The 15616-nt window shown below is 60.2% G+C and carries 15 protein-coding genes and 1 pseudogene; 10 read left to right on the forward strand and 6 right to left on the reverse strand.

Annotated features, from left to right (window positions below; all coding sequences use genetic code 11):
* Positions 1-45: 45 nt before the first annotated feature.
* The 3 genes from rsmD to AO277_RS21230 are packed head-to-tail and all read right to left on the reverse strand — an operon-like array spanning position 46 to position 3478.
* The gene (gene rsmD / locus AO277_RS21220; protein ID WP_044318756.1) at positions 46-636 is read right to left on the reverse strand and encodes a 16S rRNA (guanine(966)-N(2))-methyltransferase RsmD; all 591 of its coding nucleotides are present in this window, start codon (positions 634-636) and stop codon (positions 46-48) included.
* A complete protein-coding gene (locus AO277_RS21225; RefSeq protein ID WP_044318757.1) occupies positions 636-2129 on the reverse strand; it encodes a M16 family metallopeptidase in 1494 nt (497 codons plus the stop codon). The genes rsmD and AO277_RS21225 overlap by 1 nt, the downstream gene beginning before the upstream one ends.
* Complete coding sequence (locus AO277_RS21230) at positions 2126-3478, reverse strand: M16 family metallopeptidase (protein ID WP_002555633.1); 1353 nt, start codon at positions 3476-3478, stop codon at positions 2126-2128. Before AO277_RS21230 ends, AO277_RS21225 begins: the two co-directional genes overlap by 4 nt.
* A 256-nt stretch (positions 3479-3734) precedes the next feature.
* Here AO277_RS21230 and ftsY point away from each other — a divergent pair, with 256 nt between their 5' ends.
* The 4 genes from ftsY (at position 3735) to rpoH (ending at position 7897) form a co-directional block, all read left to right on the forward strand.
* A complete protein-coding gene (gene ftsY / locus AO277_RS21235) occupies positions 3735-5225 on the forward strand; it encodes a signal recognition particle-docking protein FtsY (protein ID WP_044318758.1) in 1491 nt (496 codons plus the stop codon).
* Positions 5222-5893: a cell division ATP-binding protein FtsE gene (ftsE, locus tag AO277_RS21240; RefSeq protein ID WP_002555631.1), complete on the forward strand. Its 672-nt coding sequence runs from the start codon at positions 5222-5224 to the stop codon at positions 5891-5893. Before ftsY ends, ftsE begins: the two co-directional genes overlap by 4 nt.
* Positions 5890-6924 (forward strand): permease-like cell division protein FtsX, encoded by a 1035-nt coding sequence (gene ftsX, locus AO277_RS21245; RefSeq protein ID WP_005735026.1) that lies wholly within the window; start codon positions 5890-5892, stop codon positions 6922-6924. The genes ftsE and ftsX overlap by 4 nt, the downstream gene beginning before the upstream one ends.
* 118 nt (positions 6925-7042) lie before the next feature.
* Positions 7043-7897, forward strand: a complete 855-nt coding sequence (rpoH, locus tag AO277_RS21250; protein WP_044318759.1) for an RNA polymerase sigma factor RpoH — start codon at positions 7043-7045, stop codon at positions 7895-7897.
* Positions 7898-8032: 135 nt separating this feature from the next.
* Here rpoH and mtgA read toward each other — a convergent pair whose 3' ends face one another.
* Positions 8033-8743: a monofunctional biosynthetic peptidoglycan transglycosylase gene (mtgA, locus tag AO277_RS21255; RefSeq protein ID WP_044318762.1), complete on the reverse strand. Its 711-nt coding sequence runs from the start codon at positions 8741-8743 to the stop codon at positions 8033-8035.
* Between the two features lie 80 nt (positions 8744-8823).
* Between mtgA and AO277_RS21260 the strand changes: the two genes are divergently transcribed.
* The 4 genes from AO277_RS21260 (at position 8824) to trmB (ending at position 11076) form a co-directional block, all read left to right on the forward strand.
* Positions 8824-9168 (forward strand): DUF423 domain-containing protein, encoded by a 345-nt coding sequence (locus AO277_RS21260; protein ID WP_044318760.1) that lies wholly within the window; start codon positions 8824-8826, stop codon positions 9166-9168.
* A 115-nt stretch (positions 9169-9283) separates the two neighbouring features.
* Positions 9284-9484 carry a sulfur carrier protein ThiS gene (gene thiS, locus AO277_RS21265; protein WP_005735028.1) on the forward strand — a complete coding sequence of 67 codons (201 nt, stop codon included), beginning with the start codon at positions 9284-9286 and terminating at the stop codon, positions 9482-9484.
* Positions 9485-9536: 52 nt separating this feature from the next.
* Entirely contained in the window at positions 9537-10331 is a 795-nt protein-coding gene (locus AO277_RS21270) for a thiazole synthase (RefSeq protein WP_003304387.1), read from the forward strand.
* Positions 10332-10428: 97 nt separating this feature from the next.
* Entirely contained in the window at positions 10429-11076 is a 648-nt protein-coding gene (trmB, locus tag AO277_RS21275; protein WP_215907216.1) for a tRNA (guanosine(46)-N7)-methyltransferase TrmB, read from the forward strand.
* Between the two features lie 52 nt (positions 11077-11128).
* Here trmB and AO277_RS21280 read toward each other — a convergent pair whose 3' ends face one another.
* Together AO277_RS21280 and AO277_RS21285 are read right to left on the reverse strand one after the other, a co-directional pair.
* Complete coding sequence (locus AO277_RS21280; protein ID WP_005735032.1) at positions 11129-12187, reverse strand: HAD family hydrolase; 1059 nt, start codon at positions 12185-12187, stop codon at positions 11129-11131.
* A gap of 190 nt (positions 12188-12377) precedes the next feature.
* Positions 12378-12890, reverse strand: a complete 513-nt coding sequence (locus AO277_RS21285) for a dihydrofolate reductase (protein WP_005744079.1) — start codon at positions 12888-12890, stop codon at positions 12378-12380.
* Between the two features lie 109 nt (positions 12891-12999).
* On the opposite strand from AO277_RS21285, the pseudogene AO277_RS21290 reads away from it, so the two are divergent.
* Together AO277_RS21290 and AO277_RS21295 are read left to right on the forward strand one after the other, a co-directional pair.
* Positions 13000-14381, forward strand: a pseudogene (locus tag AO277_RS21290) (DUF2868 domain-containing protein).
* The coding region (locus AO277_RS21295) for a GTPase/DUF3482 domain-containing protein (RefSeq protein WP_257214242.1) at positions 14374-15616 on the forward strand (1243 nt) is incomplete at its 3' end. The pseudogene AO277_RS21290 and the gene AO277_RS21295, both read left to right, overlap by 8 nt.

Here is a 15616-nt window from a genome sequence, read left to right on the forward strand (position 1 = left end):
CGTTCAGAGCTGCATGCCAAACGCGGAGCATTGGTTCGTGAGCTGTCAGCCCTGGCCCCGCTGCCACAACGCGTAATACACCTGACCAGCCTTTTTCTCGCGGTGCAATCGCCAGCTTCCCGGCAAGCCGGTGGTCGATGGCGGGGTTTCGCTTTCGGTGTAGATCCAGGCAGTGTCGGCCAGCCAGCCGTGGCTTTCCAGCAGGTTGCAGGCTGAAGCCAGCAGGCCTTGATGGAAGGGCGGGTCGAGGAACACCACGTCAAAGGGCGATGCCGTGGCGGTTTCCAGATGGCGCAGGGCGTCGGTCTGGGAGACCTGGCCGCTGGTGCAGTTCAGTGCGTTGAGGTTCTGGCGCAGGCTGGCGATGGCTGCCGCGTTGCTGTCCAGCGCCAGGCCCATGCTGGCGCCACGGGACAGGGCTTCGAAATACAGTGTGCCGCTGCCAGTGAAAACGTCCAGCACCCTGGCACCAGCGATGTAGGGCGCCAGCCAGTTGAACAGGGTTTCGCGCACGCGATCAGGCGTCGGGCGCAGGCCGGGGGCGTCGGGGAAGGTCAGGCGACGGCTGCCCCATTCTCCGCCGATGATACGAAGCTGACCCAGGCCGTTGTGGCCCTTCGGACGTGGATTGGCCATCAGTGTTCCGGGACCCCTACAGGTTGGCGAGTGGGTTTGTCGGTCGGTGCCGGCAGTGGCTTTTGCTCGACGGTCGGGCCAACGGTAACAATGACCATCTTGTCGGCGCTCAGGTGCTTGCTCATCGCAGCTTTCACCTGTTCGACGGTCACGCTCTGGGCGGCGGCCATGTAGTCCTCAAGGTAGGTCAGCGGCAGGTTGTAGAAACCGATTGCTCCTAGCTGGTCCACGATGGCCGAATTGCTGGCTGCGGTGAGCGGGAAGCTGCCGGTCAGTTCGCGTTTCACATCGTCGACTTCTTTCTGGGTCGGGCCGTTGGCGAGGAAGTCGCGAACGATGTCCTGCACCAGCTTGAGGGTGTTTTCGCTCATTTCCGCACGCGTTTGCAGGCCGATCATGAACGGTCCGGCAACCTGCATGGCGGTGAAGCCTGACGACACACCGTAGGTCAGGCCGCGTTTTTCCCGCACTTCGGTCATCAGTCGACTGCCAAAGCCGCCACCACCCAGTACCGAGTTACCCACGGTCAGCGCCGCGTAATCCGGGTCGTTACGGTCGATGCCCAGTTGCGCGAGCATCAGGTGGGACTGGTTGGACGCGAATTCGATATGCGTGGTGCCTGCCTTCGGTTCAACCGGATCGGCGACCTTCGCCAGCGCCGGGCCTTTGGGCAGCGAGGCGGAAACCTGCGCCGCGACGGCTTGCGCTTCGTCTCGCGACAGATCGCCTACCAGAGCAATCACCGCGTTGCCTGCCGCATAGCCTTTGGCGTGGAAAGCCTTGAGCTGAGCCAGGGTAATGGCATTGATGCTTTTTGCGTCGCCTTCGCTCGGGTGAGCGTAGGGATGGTCGCCGTAGAGACGGTTGAACAGTTCCTTGCTGGCGATAGCGCCGGGGTTCTGTTTCTGAGTCTCGAAGCTGGCGATCAACTGGTTTTTGATACGGGCCAGAGAGTCGGCAGGGAAGGTGGGCTTGCCCACGACTTCGCTGAACAGCTTCAGTGCCGGGTCGCGCTTGTCGGCAGCACTCAGGCTGCGCAAGGACGTGACCGCCATGTCACGGTAGGAACCGTTGCTGAAATCCGCTCCCAGGCCTTCGAAGCCCTGAGCGATGGCATTGACGTCCTTGCCTTTGACGCCCTCGTTGAGCATGGCGTTGGTCAACAGGGCAATGCCGGGCGATTTCTGGTCCTGGCTGCTGCCTGCGGCGAATGTCAGGCGCATGTCGAACATCGGCAATTCGCGTGATTCCACGAACAGCACCCTGGCACCCTCGGCGGTATTCCAGGTTTGTATGTTCAGGGCACGACGGGCCGGCGCCTTGCCGTCCAGTTCCTTGAGGGTTTGCAGGTTGCTGCCCAGTGCAGGAGTGGTCTGGCCCTGCTCGGCAGGGGCGGCGTTGTCTGCCACGGCTGGCAATGCGACAAAGGTGCCGAGTGAACCGGCCAGGATCAGGCCAAGCAGCGCATGACGTGGAGCGTTGCGCGTGATCATTTGGCTTTCTCCTCAGGCAGAACGTGCGCAACGCTGAGGCGCTCACGGGTGAAATAGGTATTGGCTGCTTTCTGGATGTCTTGCGGGGTCACGCTTTGCAGCGCCTCCAGTTCATTGTCCATCAGCTTCCAGGACAGACCGACGGTTTCAAGCTCGCCGATCATGGTCGCCTGGCTGGTAATCGAGTCGCGTTCATAGACCACGCCCGCAATGACCTGAGCCCGAACGCGCTCCAGTTCTTCGGCCGACGGTGCCTTGGTTTTCAGCTCGTCGAGCAGACGCCAGATGCCGGCTTCCACATCGGCCAGGGTCTTTTTCTTTTGCAGATTGGGTGTAGCGCTGATCATGAACAGGCTGTCGCCGCGAGCAAATGCGTCGTAGCGCGACGATGCGCCGGAGACCAGTTCTTCGCCACGTTCCAGGCGTGAGGAAATGCGTGCGCTGTAACCACCGTCGAGCAGTGCCGCAATCAGGCGCAGGGCATTCGCCGAACGTGGGTCTTCAGCGGTCGCAACGCTTGGCACGTTGAAGCCGTAAATCAGGCTCGGCAACTGGGTTTTGACGTGCAGAGTGATCTTGCGCTCGCCCGGCTCGGCCAGTTCCAGCGGTTTTTTCGAGGGCGGCACGTCGCGGCGCGGGATCGGCCCGAAGAAACGCTCTGCCAGGGCTTTGACCTCGTCCGGCTGCACATCGCCAACCACCACCAGCGTGGCGTTGTTCGGCGCATACCAGGATTCGTACCAGTGGCGCAGCTCTTCAACCTTCATGCGCTCCAGGTCCGCCATCCAGCCAATGGTCGGCGTGTGATAGCCGCTGGCAGGGTAGGCCATCGCCTTGAAGCGTTCGAATGCCTTGCCCATCGGCTTGTCATCGGTGCGCAGGCGACGCTCTTCCTTGATGACTTCGATCTCGCGGCTGAATTCGTCGGCGGGCAATTTCAGGGTTGCCATGCGATCGGCTTCCAGTTCCAGCGCTACGCTCAGACGATCGCGGGCCAGGACCTGATAGTAGGCGGTATAGTCATCGCTGGTGAACGCATTCTCTTCAGCGCCCAGATCGCGCAGAATCAGCGAGGATTCACCCGGTCCGGTCTTGCTGCTGCCCTTGAACATCATGTGCTCAAGCGCATGGGACAGGCCGGTCTGGCCGGGTGTTTCGTAGCTGGAGCCGACCTTGTACCAGATCTGGGAAACCACCACTGGAGCGCGGTGGTCTTCGCGGACGACAACTTTCAGGCCATTGTCCAGGGTAAATTCATGAGTCGGTTGCGAATCAGCAGCCAATGCTGTCAAGGGCAGACAAATAGTGCTGAGCAGCAGGCCTGCGGCGCGGCGGGCTAGAGCATTCATTCGTAGTTTGAACCTGTAGGACGGCCCGCGTGAACTTAGCGTCGGCGGGCGCGGGGGTGTTAGGATACTGATCCGTTTGCTTCAGAGACAGCCTTCACTGGCCGATTGCGAGTGAAACCTGTCTGAAACGCAGGTAAAGGTAGCGCTTCAAGCGGCCGTTGAGTGAACAAGAAGTCCTAAACGCAGTCTGTTTTGCATGTCAGAATTTTTCCGGGTCGCCCTCTGGCGCCCCGCAACCTTGAGATAGCCGTCCTCCATGTTTGGTTCCAACGACGACAAGAAGACCCCAGCCGAGGCTGGAGAGAAGAAAGGCCTGTTCGGATGGCTGCGCAAGAAACCGCAGCAAGCCGAGCCAGCGCCACAAGAATCATCCCCGACGCAACCCGATCCGGTCCACGACCCGGTTGTGATCACGCCGCAGGTTGAGCCTGCTGTTGCCTCGCAATCTGTACCCGAGAGCATCGTCGAGCCGGTTGCGAATTCGCAGCAAGGCCATGTCAAGCCAGGTGCGCCGTCGCCTCAGCCGTGGCTGACCTTGCCGGTAACCGAGGAGCCAGTGGCACTGAGTGACGAGCGCGAGCCGCACATCACCCCGCCAATTCCAGAGCAAAGTCAGGCTCATGCCATGCCCGAGCCGGTCGCAGCGCAACCTGTGGCTGATATCGTGCCGCTGAGTGTTCCCGAGCCACTACTGGTTCAGCCTGTTCCAGAACCAGAACCCGTCGTAGCGCAGGCTGTGCCACAACCGGTAGCGCCTGTTCCGCAAGTGGTTCCTGCTCTGGCCCCTGCTCCGGTACAAGAGCCCGAAACCGGCAAGGTCGGCTTCTTTGCTCGCCTGAAGCAGGGGCTGTCGAAAACCAGCGCCAGCATTGGCGAAGGCATGGCCAGCCTGTTCCTGGGCAAGAAAGCCATCGATGATGACCTGCTGGAAGAAATCGAAACCCGTTTGCTGACCGCCGATGTCGGCGTTGAGGCCACATCGGTCATCATCAAGAGCCTGACTCAGAAGGTCGCGCGCAAGCAGTTGACCGATGCTCAGGCGTTGTACACCTCGTTGCAGGGCGAACTGGCTGCGATGCTCAAGCCTGTCGAGCAACCGCTGGTGATCAAGGCCGAACACAAGCCGTTCGTGATTCTGGTGGTCGGCGTCAATGGCGCGGGCAAGACCACCACCATCGGCAAGCTGGCCAAGAAGCTGCAACTGGAAGGCAAGAAGGTCATGCTGGCCGCGGGCGACACGTTCCGCGCTGCAGCCGTCGAGCAATTGCAGGTCTGGGGTGAGCGTAATCACATACCGGTCATCGCTCAGCACACCGGTGCCGATTCCGCCTCGGTGATTTTCGATGCTGTGCAGGCCGCCAAGGCCCGTGGCATTGATGTGTTGATCGCCGACACCGCCGGTCGCCTGCACACCAAGGACAACCTGATGGAGGAGCTGAAGAAGGTTCGCCGCGTGATCGGCAAGCTGGACGCAGATGCTCCTCACGAAGTCCTGCTGGTCCTCGATGCGGGCACCGGGCAGAACGCTATCAATCAGGCCAAACAATTCAACCAGACGGTTACGTTGACCGGGCTGGCGCTGACCAAGCTGGATGGCACAGCCAAAGGCGGCGTGATTTTCGCCCTGGCCAAGCAGTTCGGCTTGCCGATTCGCTATATCGGCGTCGGTGAAGGTATCGATGACTTGCGTACCTTCGAGGCCGAACCCTTTGTTCATGCACTGTTTGCGGAGCGGGAGCGTCCATGATTCGATTCGAGCAGGTCGGTAAGCGCTACCCGAATGGACATGTCGGGTTGCATGAACTGAGCTTTCGAGTACGTCGCGGCGAGTTTTTGTTTGTCACTGGTCATTCCGGTGCCGGTAAAAGCACGCTGTTACGCCTGTTGCTGGCCATGGAGCGTCCAACTACCGGCAAACTGATGCTGGCCGGCCAGGACCTTGGGCAGATCAGCAACGCACAGATCCCGTTTCTGCGTCGTCAGATCGGCGTGGTGTTCCAGAATCACCAGTTGCTGTTCGATCGCACGGTGTTCAACAACATCGCGTTACCCTTGCAGATCCTCGGTCTGTCCAAGCCCGAGATTGCCAAACGGGTCGATTCGGCCCTTGAGCGTGTGGCGTTGTCCGATAAGGCCGAGCTGTACCCCGGCGACCTGTCCACCGGTCAGCAACAGCGTGTCGGGATTGCTCGCGCCATTGTCCATCGCCCGGCCTTGCTGCTGGCCGATGAACCGACCGGTAACCTCGACCCACGTCTGGCGGCGGAAATCATGGGCGTGTTTGAAGATATCAACCGACTGGGGACCAGCGTGCTGATCGCCAGTCACGACCTTGCATTGATTGCCCGCATGCGCCATCGCATGTTGACCCTGCAACGCGGTCGTTTGATCGGTGACGGGGAGGCCGGAGTATGAGTGCTACACGCAGCCCCAAGGTTTCCGAACGCGTTGCGCCCAAGGCCGCCGATCCAGTGCCGCCGAAAAAGAAAAAGCAGCGTCACGACCATGATGATGACGGCCCGGATTTCAGTGCGTTGTTGTCGGCGTGGCTGGAAAGCCATCGCTCCAGTCTGCTGGACAGCCTGCGACGTCTGGGAAAACAACCGATTGGCAGTTTCTTTACCTGTCTGGTGATGGCGATTGCCTTGAGCTTGCCGATGGGACTGTCATTGCTACTGAGCAATGTCGAGCGTCTGGGTGGTTCATGGCAGCGTGCGGCGCAGATTTCCATCTACCTGAAGCTGGATGCCAATACTGCTGATGGCACTCGCTTGCGCGATGAAATCAAGTCGATGCCCGGTGTGGCAGATGCCGAGTACATCAGCAGCGAGCAGGCATTGGGTGAATTCAAGCAACAGTCCGGTCTGGGCGAGGCGCTCAAGGAATTGCCAGAGAACCCGCTTCCAGGCGTGGTGTTGGTAACGCCGGATGAAGTGGACAAACCTGCGCTGGAAGCCTTGCGCACGCGGTTGGCAGAACTGCCTAAAGTCGAGCAGGCGCAACTGGATCTGGTCTGGGTCGAAAGGCTGGCCGCGATCCTCAAGCTGGGTGACCGATTCGTTTTCGGCTTGACGGTTTTGCTTGTCTCAGCTTTGCTGTTAGTAATTGGTAACACAATTCGTCTACATATTGAAAACCGCCGTATCGAAATCGAAGTTATCAAGCTGGTGGGCGGTACTGACAGCTACGTGCGCAGACCCTTCCTTTATATGGGCGCGCTGTACGGTTTCGGGGCAGGTATCCTGTCCTGGGGCGTTCTGGCTTATGGCCTGAACTGGCTAAACGGTGCGGTCGTCGGGCTGGCAGGTCTCTATGGAAGCGACTTTGCGCTGGCAGGTGTTCCGATGGGTGATGGTCTTTCGCTCTTGCTTGGAGCGGTTCTGTTAGGGTATATCGGTGCCTGGATTGCGGTCGCTCGTCACTTGCGTGAGCTGGCGCCCCGTTAGAGGCAAATTTTTCGTTCACCAGACTGGCTTCTGAAAATCAAGGAACTTGGTTAGCGGTTCCGGGTCAATCTGGCTATTGCTGAACTGCACATAACCTGTGCGCTGGAGGTTTTTTCGTATGACCACTTCTTTGCAACCTGCTTATGCTTTAGTCCCGGGTGCGAACCTTGAGGCCTATGTGCACACGGTCAACAGCATTCCCTTGCTGACGCCCGAGCAGGAGCGTGAACTGGCTGAAAGTCTCTACTATGAGCAGGATCTGGACGCGGCCCGACAAATGGTCCTCGCCCACCTGCGCTTTGTCGTGCACATCGCTCGCAGTTATTCGGGTTACGGTCTGGCTCAGGCTGACCTGATTCAGGAAGGTAACGTTGGTCTGATGAAGGCCGTGAAGCGTTTCAACCCCGAAATGGGCGTGCGTCTGGTGTCCTTTGCCGTGCACTGGATCAAGGCCGAAATTCACGAGTTCATCCTGCGTAACTGGCGCATCGTCAAGGTCGCCACCACCAAGGCGCAGCGCAAGCTGTTCTTCAACCTGCGCAGCCAGAAGAAGCGTCTGGCCTGGCTGAACAACTACGAGGTGCATCGCGTCGCTGAAAGCTTGGGCGTCGAGCCGCGTGAAGTGCGTGAGATGGAAAGCCGTCTGACCGGTCATGACATGGCGTTCGACCCGGCAGCCGAAGCCGATGACGACAGTGCGTTTCAGTCGCCAGCCAATTATCTGGAAGACCACCGTTACGACCCGGCGCGTCAACTGGAAGATTCCGACTGGACTGACAATTCCACCGCCAACCTGCATCAGGCGCTGGACGTGCTGGACGAACGCAGCCGCGACATCCTCTATCAGCGCTGGCTGGCAGAAGAAAAGGCCACGCTGCACGATCTGGCGCAGAAGTACAACGTCTCCGCCGAGCGTATTCGTCAGCTGGAAAAAAGCGCGATGAACAAGCTCAAGACGTCGATAGCTGCGTAAGGCTACCCGGTGACGAAAAAACGCCCCGAGATGATCGGGGCGTTTTTGTTTGTGTACCAGCTATCGTGCGACGCTCTGCGTCGGCATGCCGCTCTGGACGCTCTGCGTCCTCTTCTCCGAACTAGCGCCATCCCATCACCAGCGACGGCTGCTGTTCAACCCCTGCAAATATTCATCCCCACCCAACTGACGCATTTGCTGACGAATCCAGCCGGCGCGACGCGAGACGTAGCTGCTCGGGTGGCTGGCGCTCCACTCGCGCGGGTTGGGGAGGACGGCGGCGAGGTAGCTTGCCTGCTGTACAGATAGCGCGCTGGCGTTGGTGCGGAAGTGATGTTGCGCTGCTGCCTGCGCGCCGAATACGCCTTCGTCCCATTCGACGCTGTTCAGGTACACCTCAAGGATGCGCTCCTTGGACCACAGCAGCTCGATGAGCATAGTGAACCACGCCTCCAGTCCTTTGCGCAGGTAGCTGCGACCGGACCACAGGAACAGGTTTTTCGACACCTGCTGGCTAAGCGTACTGGCGCCACGGATCGAGCCGCCGCGCTCGTTGTGCAGGATGGCCGCTTGAATGGCGTCGACGTCGAAACCCCAATGCTCTGCGAATTTCTGATCCTCGCCGGCAATGACCGCAATTTTAAGGTTGTCGGAGATTCTGTCCCACGGTTCCCAGTCGCGTTGCAGGTCGATAGGCTCGCCGTCGACCCAGGATTCGACCTTGCGTTCGACCATCAGCGCGGTGCCTGGTGTCGGTACCCAGCGCAGAACCAGAACCACGAGAACACTGCCTGCGGCGAACCACAGCAGGGCTTTGACGATGCGACGAAGGATAAACTGCAGCATAGAGATGGCTTGGCCGAACCCGTTGAGCGGGCCATTATACAGACCGTGCGCCTTTCGACGATTTTTCACTGGAGTTCCTGATGCTTCGTAGCTTTTTGATGCTTGCTGCCTTCTTTGGCTTCACGGGTGTGGCGTTGGGCGCATTTGCCGCCCACGGTCTCAAGGAACGCCTGAGTGCCGAGTACCTGGCGGTGTTCCATACGGGTGTGCTTTATCAACTAATCCACGCGCTGGCCCTGCTCGGTGTGGCGATACTGGCGACGCACATCCCCGGGCGTCTCGTCACTTGGGCCGGCAGCCTGTACGCGCTCACCCTGACCGGCATCGGCAAGCTGGGCATCATCACCCCGTTCGGTGGTCTGGCCTTTCTGTTTGGCTGGTCGATGCTGGGTCTGGCTGCCTGGAGGCTGGGTTCGCCTCCTTGAACATCTGCTCACCTGGAGGCCAGCCGTGCTTGAGACGAATGGCGTGGCTTTGCCTTGGTCATACCCGCTGATCGGGCTAGAATGCTGGCCCCCCAAAAATGATGGCTGCTCTCGCATGCACATTCAGTTGAACGGTGAACCCTTTGAATTGCCCGATGGCGAAACCGTCGCGGCATTACTGATCCGCCTGGACCTTGCCGGACGCCGGGTTGCGGTGGAACTGAACCTGGATATCGTGCCGCGCAGTCAGCATGCGGCGACCGTCCTGGGTGAAGGCGATCAGGTCGAAGTGGTTCATGCCATTGGCGGTGGCTAGTTCGCAACCTGCACTTAGCCCAACCCCCATCTGCACGTTATGAGGATTTCCGATGAGCAATGTTCGCAGCGACAAGCCCTTCGTCCTGGCCGGTCGGACTTTCGAGTCGCGTCTGTTGGTAGGCACCGGCAAGTACATCGATATGGAACAGACCCGTCTGGCCATTGAAGCCTCGGGTGCCGAGATCGTGACTGTTGCCGTGCGTCGCACCAACCTCGGCCAGAACCCCGGCGAGCCGAACCTGCTGGATGTGCTGCCACCTGATCGCTACACCATCTTGCCGAACACCGCTGGCTGCTTCGATGCAACCGAGGCCGTGCGCACCTGCCGCCTGTCCCGCGAACTGCTCGACGGCCGCAATCTGGTCAAGCTCGAAGTGCTGGCCGACCAGAAAACCCTGTTTCCGAACGTCATCGAAACCCTCAAGGCCGCCGAGATACTGGTCAAGGACGGTTTCGACGTGATGGTCTACACCAGCGATGACCCGATCATCGCCCGCCAGCTGGCCGAAATCGGCTGCATCGCGATCATGCCGTTGGCCGGCCTGATCGGCAGCGGTCTGGGTATCTGCAACCCCTACAACCTGCAGATCATCCTTGAAGAAACCAAAGTGCCGGTGCTGGTCGATGCCGGTGTCGGCACTGCCTCCGACGCCACCATCGCGATGGAACTGGGCTGTGAAGCCGTATTGATGAACTCGGCCATCGCCCATGCACAGCAGCCGGTGATGATGGCCGAAGCCATGAAGCACGCTGTAATTGCCGGTCGTCTGGCGTACCTCGCCGGACGCATGCCTCGAAAACTCTATGCCAGCGCATCTTCGCCGCTGGATGGCCTGATCAAGTAAGAGCCCGTTGATGACTGATTCGCACGTTCCGCACCCAGAGTCGCCTGCTGTCGAAGAAGGCGAAGAGCGCCCGCACCGCCGCATCAAGAGTTTCGTGATGCGTGCCGGTCGCATGACCGAGGGTCAGCAGCGCGGCCTTGATCAAGGTCTCCCCCTGTATGGCCTGTCGCTGACCGATGCGCCGGTTGATTTCGATCAGGTGTTCGGTCGCGCTGCGCCGCGCACGCTGGAAATCGGTTTCGGCATGGGCCACTCGTTGCTGGAAATGGCGGCAGCGGCTCCCGAGCACGATTTTATAGGTGTCGAGGTGCACTCCCCAGGCGTAGGCGCGCTGCTCAACGGTGTGCTGACCCAAGGGCTGACCAATGTGCGCGTCTACGATTGCGACGCCATTGAAGTGCTGAACCGCTGCGTCGCCGATAACAGCCTTGATCGCCTGATGCTGTTCTTCCCGGATCCGTGGCACAAGAGCCGTCACCACAAGCGCCGTATCGTGCAGCCGGAATTCGCCGCACTGGTGCGTAGCAAGCTCAAGGTTGGCGGTGTGTTTCACATGGCCACCGATTGGGGGCCTTACGCGGAATACATGCTGGAAGTGATGAGCGTAGCGCCTGGTTATCGCAATCAGGCTGAAGACAACCAGTACGTTCCGCGCCCCGCGGAACGGCCGATCACCAAGTTCGAACGCCGTGGCGAGAAGCTCGGACACGGCGTATGGGATCTGAAGTTCGAGAAAGTCGACTGAGCGTGCTGATCGTGCCCGGTTACATGGGCACGATCACGCAGTATGAAGCCCGTTACTGAATCTCGTCCGGCTTGACGATCACCCAGTTCTTGTCCGCCGTGACCGGCAGCTTCTCCTTGGCCTGAGCTTCGGCATTGTCCTTGATCATGCCGTTCAGCTGGGTCATGTACTTGTCCTTGCGGTTGATCCACAAGTGCACGCCGCCCTTGCTCACGTCGACGCTGTGAAACAGCATGTAGCCGTCGCTGGTCGGGGTATCGCCGCCGACCAGAACCGGTTTTTTCCACTGATCGATGTAGGTCAGAATCGCCGCCTGCTTGCCGGCCATCCAGGTCGCCGGGGTCCACAGATAAGGTGTCAGCTCCAGTCCCATGTTGCTTTTCGCATCGTATTTGCCTGCGGTGATCTGCTTGCGTGCGGTAGTCAGCTCACCGGTCTTGCGGTCTTTGAGCAGGGTGGTGACGCCTATCACGTTCTGCGGTTTGACGTTGTAGCCGTACTTCGGATCGGCGGCGACCATGCGCACCAGCTCTTCGGACGCTGCGGTCATCACGTAGACCTCGATGCCGTTCTCCATCAGCTTGTTGTACAGCTCGGTCTGCCCGGTGAATACGCGCGGCGGCTCGACATTGAGTTGCTTGACCGTATCGCCGTCGTAATAGGTCGCCGGGATCGGCTTTTTCAGGGCCATCAGCTCATCGACATAGCCTTTGAGCTCCTGCAGGGTAAAGCCGGAAAACACCTGCACGACCCACGGGTAGCAGACCATGTCGTCTATTTCGCAAAGGCGATAGTAGTAACTGAACAGGCTTTCCTTGTGGTCGGCGGTGTCTTTGAAGGGGATCAGCTTCAGCGAAGGGTCGAGCGTTTCGCGGGTAATCAGTCCTTTGTTTTCCATGTACGGCAGCAGCGACTCTTCAAGGTCGAAGCGGTAGCTGGTGTTGTCCATGTCGAAGACTGCGTAATTGCCCTTGTTGGCATTCGCCGCAATCATCGCGTCGAGCGCCTTGGCAGCAGGCTCGGGCCAATGCTTCAATTCGGTGGCCGCGGTAGCCTGGCTGGCAAGCCCGAAGCAGACGGCAGCAGCCAACAGTTTTGGCACGAGTTTCATAGGCGATTTCCCCTTGTCGAAAAAACGAAGGGGCAGACCGTAACAAATTATTGTGAAGGCAAAAGTACGTCAGCGACCCGAAAAAGGCCAAATGACGCCGTTTGCCCCTTTATTTGCGACAGTGAAACCAAAAACGACACTTTTATTGCAGTTTTTCGTCAGCGACCTCAAATGCGCCGAAAAACGCTTATCAGACGCGTTCCCAGACTTCAAAGTTGTAAGCAGGCTTGTCATCGACAGCCGCGTTCTCGGTATCGGACACCAGCGCCCATTGCGCCGTATCGATTTCTGGAAACCACGCGTCGCCATCGGGGCTCAGCGCTACGCGAGTCAGGTACAAGCGATCCGCCTGTGCAAGGCCCTGAGCATAAAGCTGCGCGCCGCCGATCAGCATTACCTCGTCGACACCCTGTTCCTTCGCCCATTGCTCGGCGCGCACGACTGCGGCATCCAGCGAAGGGAAGACTTCCGCGCCCTCGAGCTGCAAATCAGTCTGGCGGCTGACCACCAGGTTCAGGCGACCGGGCAGGGGGCGGCCCAGCGAATCCCAGGTCTTGCGACCCATGATGATCGGCTTGCCGAGCGTCGTGGCCTTGAAGTATTTGAAATCCCCCGGCAAATGCCAGGGCATGGAATTGTCGACGCCGATCACTCGGTTTTCACCAAGGGCGGCAATCAGGCTAAGGGGGAGATGAGTTTTCATGCGCCGAGGATATCAGAGGTCGCAGGGCAGGCGAATGAACTGACACGCACCGTGCTCAGTCCCATGACAGCGGTTATGCTCACCGCTGAATTCAATCAAGAGACACTGTGTGACTGCACTGACCCCACTCGATACCCTCTGGCTGACCGAAGCCGTGCGCCTGCGTGAACAACAGGCTGGCGCGCTGGATGATCAGGAAGCCAATCGCCGCGCCCGGGCGGCTGGAGGCGACCTGACTGCCCGTATCACCCATCGCGCCCTTGGGCTGGCACAGCGCGACGGCATGCTCGGCGTATTGCATCACTGGAAGCAGGGCGCGCGGTTGGCGTTGATTGCGCTTGCCGTATTCGCTGTCATCAGTGGCGCGGGCCTGGCCTTCGCCGCAATGGGCGACGGGCAGGCACCGGTCAATGTGTTCTGGGCGCTGGGCAGTCTGCTTGGGTTTAATCTGGTGCTGCTGGGGCTACCTGGGCGCTGGGCTTTATCTTCGCTGGCCGGAGCAACAGCGGGCTGGGCCGCTTATGGCTGTGGTTGAGTGAAAAGCTTGCCCGTGACGCCCAGGCTGCGCAACTTGCTCCGGCATTGGTTCTGCTGCTGCAACGCAAGCGTCTGAATCGCTGGGTGCTTGGCCTGGTGGTTCACAGCCTGTGGCTGCTCGCGCTGGTCAGTGCGCTGGTGGTGCTGTTGATGCTGATGGCGACCCGGCGCTACGGGTTTGTCTGGGAAACCACCATTTTGAGCAGCGACACGTTTGTCAGCCTGACTCAGACACTCAGTACCGTCCCGGCCTGGCTGGGCTTCAGTGTGCCGGACGAAGCCATGATTCGCGCCAGCGGCAATGCAGCGCTGAGTATCGAGAATGCACGCCAGGCCTGGGCTGCGTGGCTGGTGGGCGTGCTGCTGGTCTACGGCATTGTGCCGCGTCTGTTGCTGGCAGCGTTCTGCCTGTGGCGCTGGAAGCAGGGGAGTGCGGGGCTGCGTCTCGATCTTGAGCTGCCCGAGTACCTTGAGCTGCGTGAACGATTGATGCCCAGCAGCGAGCGATTGGGCGTCAATGACGTCGAACCTGCCGCGCTGCATCAGATTCAGCCCGGCGTGGGTGCGTCCGACAGTAATGGCGCGTTGCTGGTGGCCATCGAGCTGGATGATCAACAAGTCTGGCCGCCAGAACTGCCGTCAGGCGTGGTCGATGCAGGCATTCTCGACAGCCGTGAGTCGCGCCACAAGCTACTGGAACAGTTGATTCACTATCCGCCTGCGCGCATGGTGGTCGCCTGTGATCCGCGCCGCTCACCGGATCGTGGCAGTCTGGCACTGATTGCCGAACTGGCGCGCAGCGCGGGGGCGACACGTGTATGGCTGTTGCCCGCGCCTGCCGGGCAGGTGCTCGATCTGGAGCGTCTGGGCGACTGGCACACCGCGCTGGATCAATTGCAGTTGCCGCGCACAGACAGCGCGCCTTTGAACTGGCTGGAGACAGGCCATGACTGAAGCAGACAATGTCCGCGCCATCAAGCTGGCGGTGGTTGGCCACACCAATGTCGGCAAAACGTCGCTGCTGCGTACCCTGACCGGCGATGTCAGCTTTGGCGAAGTGTCTCACCGGCCCAGCACCACCCGCCATGTGGAAGGTGCGCGCCTGTCCGTGGACGGTCAGGCGCTGGTCGATCTGTACGACACGCCCGGCCTGGAGGACGCCATTGCGCTGCTCGATTACCTGGAGCGGCTTGATCGTACCGGTGAACGTCTGGATGGCCCGGCGCGACTGGCGCGCTTTCTGGAGGGCAGCGAGGCACGCCAGCGCTTTGAGCAAGAGGCCAAGGTCATGCGCCAGTTGCTCGGCTCGGATGCTGGGCTGTATGTGATCGATGCGCGTGAACCGGTACTCGCCAAATACCGTGACGAGCTGGCAGTGCTGGCCAGCTGTGGCAAGCCGTTGCTGCCGGTGCTGAATTTCGTCAGTGCGCGCGAGCACCGGGAGCCGGAATGGCGAGAGGCGCTTTCACGCTTGGGTTTGCATGCATTGGTGCGTTTCGACAGCGTCGCACCGCCGGAAGATGGCGGTCGTCGTCTGTACGAAAGCCTGGCGCTGCTGCTGGAAAGCGCGCGGCCTCGGCTTGAGCGTTTGATTGAGGATCAGGAGAAACAACGTCGAGCCAGAAAACACAGCGCGGCGCGGCTCATCGCCGAACTGTTGATTGACTGTGCAGCGTGTCGGCGTAGCGTCGAGACCACTGCCGAGCAGGAACAGCAGGCTGTGGAAGCGTTGCGCAAGGCTGTTCGCCAGCGTGAGCAGCAATGTGTCGAGGCGCTGCTCAAGCTGTATGCGTTTCGCAAGGATGATGTGTCTACCAGCGATTTGCCGTTGATGGATGGCCGTTGGGGCGATGACCTGTTCAATCCGGAAACCCTCAGGTTGATGGGCGTGCGGGTTGGCGGCGGCGTGGCAGCCGGTGCGGCGGCCGGGGCAGGGGTCGATCTGATGGTCGGCGGCGTAACGCTTGGCGCGGCGGCTTTGGTTGGTGCGATTGCAGGCGGTGCCCTGTTGACGGCGCGCAGCTACGGCGGACGATTGCTGGGCAAGTTGAAGGGCCGCAGGGAATTGACGGTGGACGATGCAGTGCTGCGCCTTCTCGCACTGCGACAGGGCACTGGGAGTATCAGTTTTTTTGTGTTCGGGCTGGTTAGGGCCTGCCGTCAGGCAGGCCCTTGTTTTACCAGCTCGG

The organism is Pseudomonas amygdali, assembly GCF_002699855.1.
In the GTDB taxonomy this organism is placed as follows: domain Bacteria; phylum Pseudomonadota; class Gammaproteobacteria; order Pseudomonadales; family Pseudomonadaceae; genus Aquipseudomonas; species Aquipseudomonas amygdali.

What these genes read in the sequence shown, in the direction of transcription:
- rsmD (WP_044318756.1), bottom strand. Translation starts at nt 636, where the DNA reads ATGGCCAATCCACGTCCGAAGGGCCACAACGGCCTGGGTCAGCTTCGT.
- AO277_RS21225 (WP_044318757.1), bottom strand. Translation starts at nt 2,129, where the DNA reads ATGATCACGCGCAACGCTCCACGTCATGCGCTGCTTGGCCTGATCCTG.
- AO277_RS21230 (WP_002555633.1), bottom strand. Translation starts at nt 3,478, where the DNA reads ATGAATGCTCTAGCCCGCCGCGCCGCAGGCCTGCTGCTCAGCACTATT.
- ftsY (WP_044318758.1), top strand. Translation starts at nt 3,735, where the DNA reads ATGTTTGGTTCCAACGACGACAAGAAGACCCCAGCCGAGGCTGGAGAG.
- ftsE (WP_002555631.1), top strand. Translation starts at nt 5,222, where the DNA reads ATGATTCGATTCGAGCAGGTCGGTAAGCGCTACCCGAATGGACATGTC.
- ftsX (WP_005735026.1), top strand. Translation starts at nt 5,890, where the DNA reads ATGAGTGCTACACGCAGCCCCAAGGTTTCCGAACGCGTTGCGCCCAAG.
- rpoH (WP_044318759.1), top strand. Translation starts at nt 7,043, where the DNA reads ATGACCACTTCTTTGCAACCTGCTTATGCTTTAGTCCCGGGTGCGAAC.
- mtgA (WP_044318762.1), bottom strand. Translation starts at nt 8,743, where the DNA reads ATGCTGCAGTTTATCCTTCGTCGCATCGTCAAAGCCCTGCTGTGGTTC.
- AO277_RS21260 (WP_044318760.1), top strand. Translation starts at nt 8,824, where the DNA reads ATGCTTCGTAGCTTTTTGATGCTTGCTGCCTTCTTTGGCTTCACGGGT.
- thiS (WP_005735028.1), top strand. Translation starts at nt 9,284, where the DNA reads ATGCACATTCAGTTGAACGGTGAACCCTTTGAATTGCCCGATGGCGAA.
- AO277_RS21270 (WP_003304387.1), top strand. Translation starts at nt 9,537, where the DNA reads ATGAGCAATGTTCGCAGCGACAAGCCCTTCGTCCTGGCCGGTCGGACT.
- trmB (WP_215907216.1), top strand. Translation starts at nt 10,429, where the DNA reads ATGCGTGCCGGTCGCATGACCGAGGGTCAGCAGCGCGGCCTTGATCAA.
- AO277_RS21280 (WP_005735032.1), bottom strand. Translation starts at nt 12,187, where the DNA reads ATGAAACTCGTGCCAAAACTGTTGGCTGCTGCCGTCTGCTTCGGGCTT.
- AO277_RS21285 (WP_005744079.1), bottom strand. Translation starts at nt 12,890, where the DNA reads ATGAAAACTCATCTCCCCCTTAGCCTGATTGCCGCCCTTGGTGAAAAC.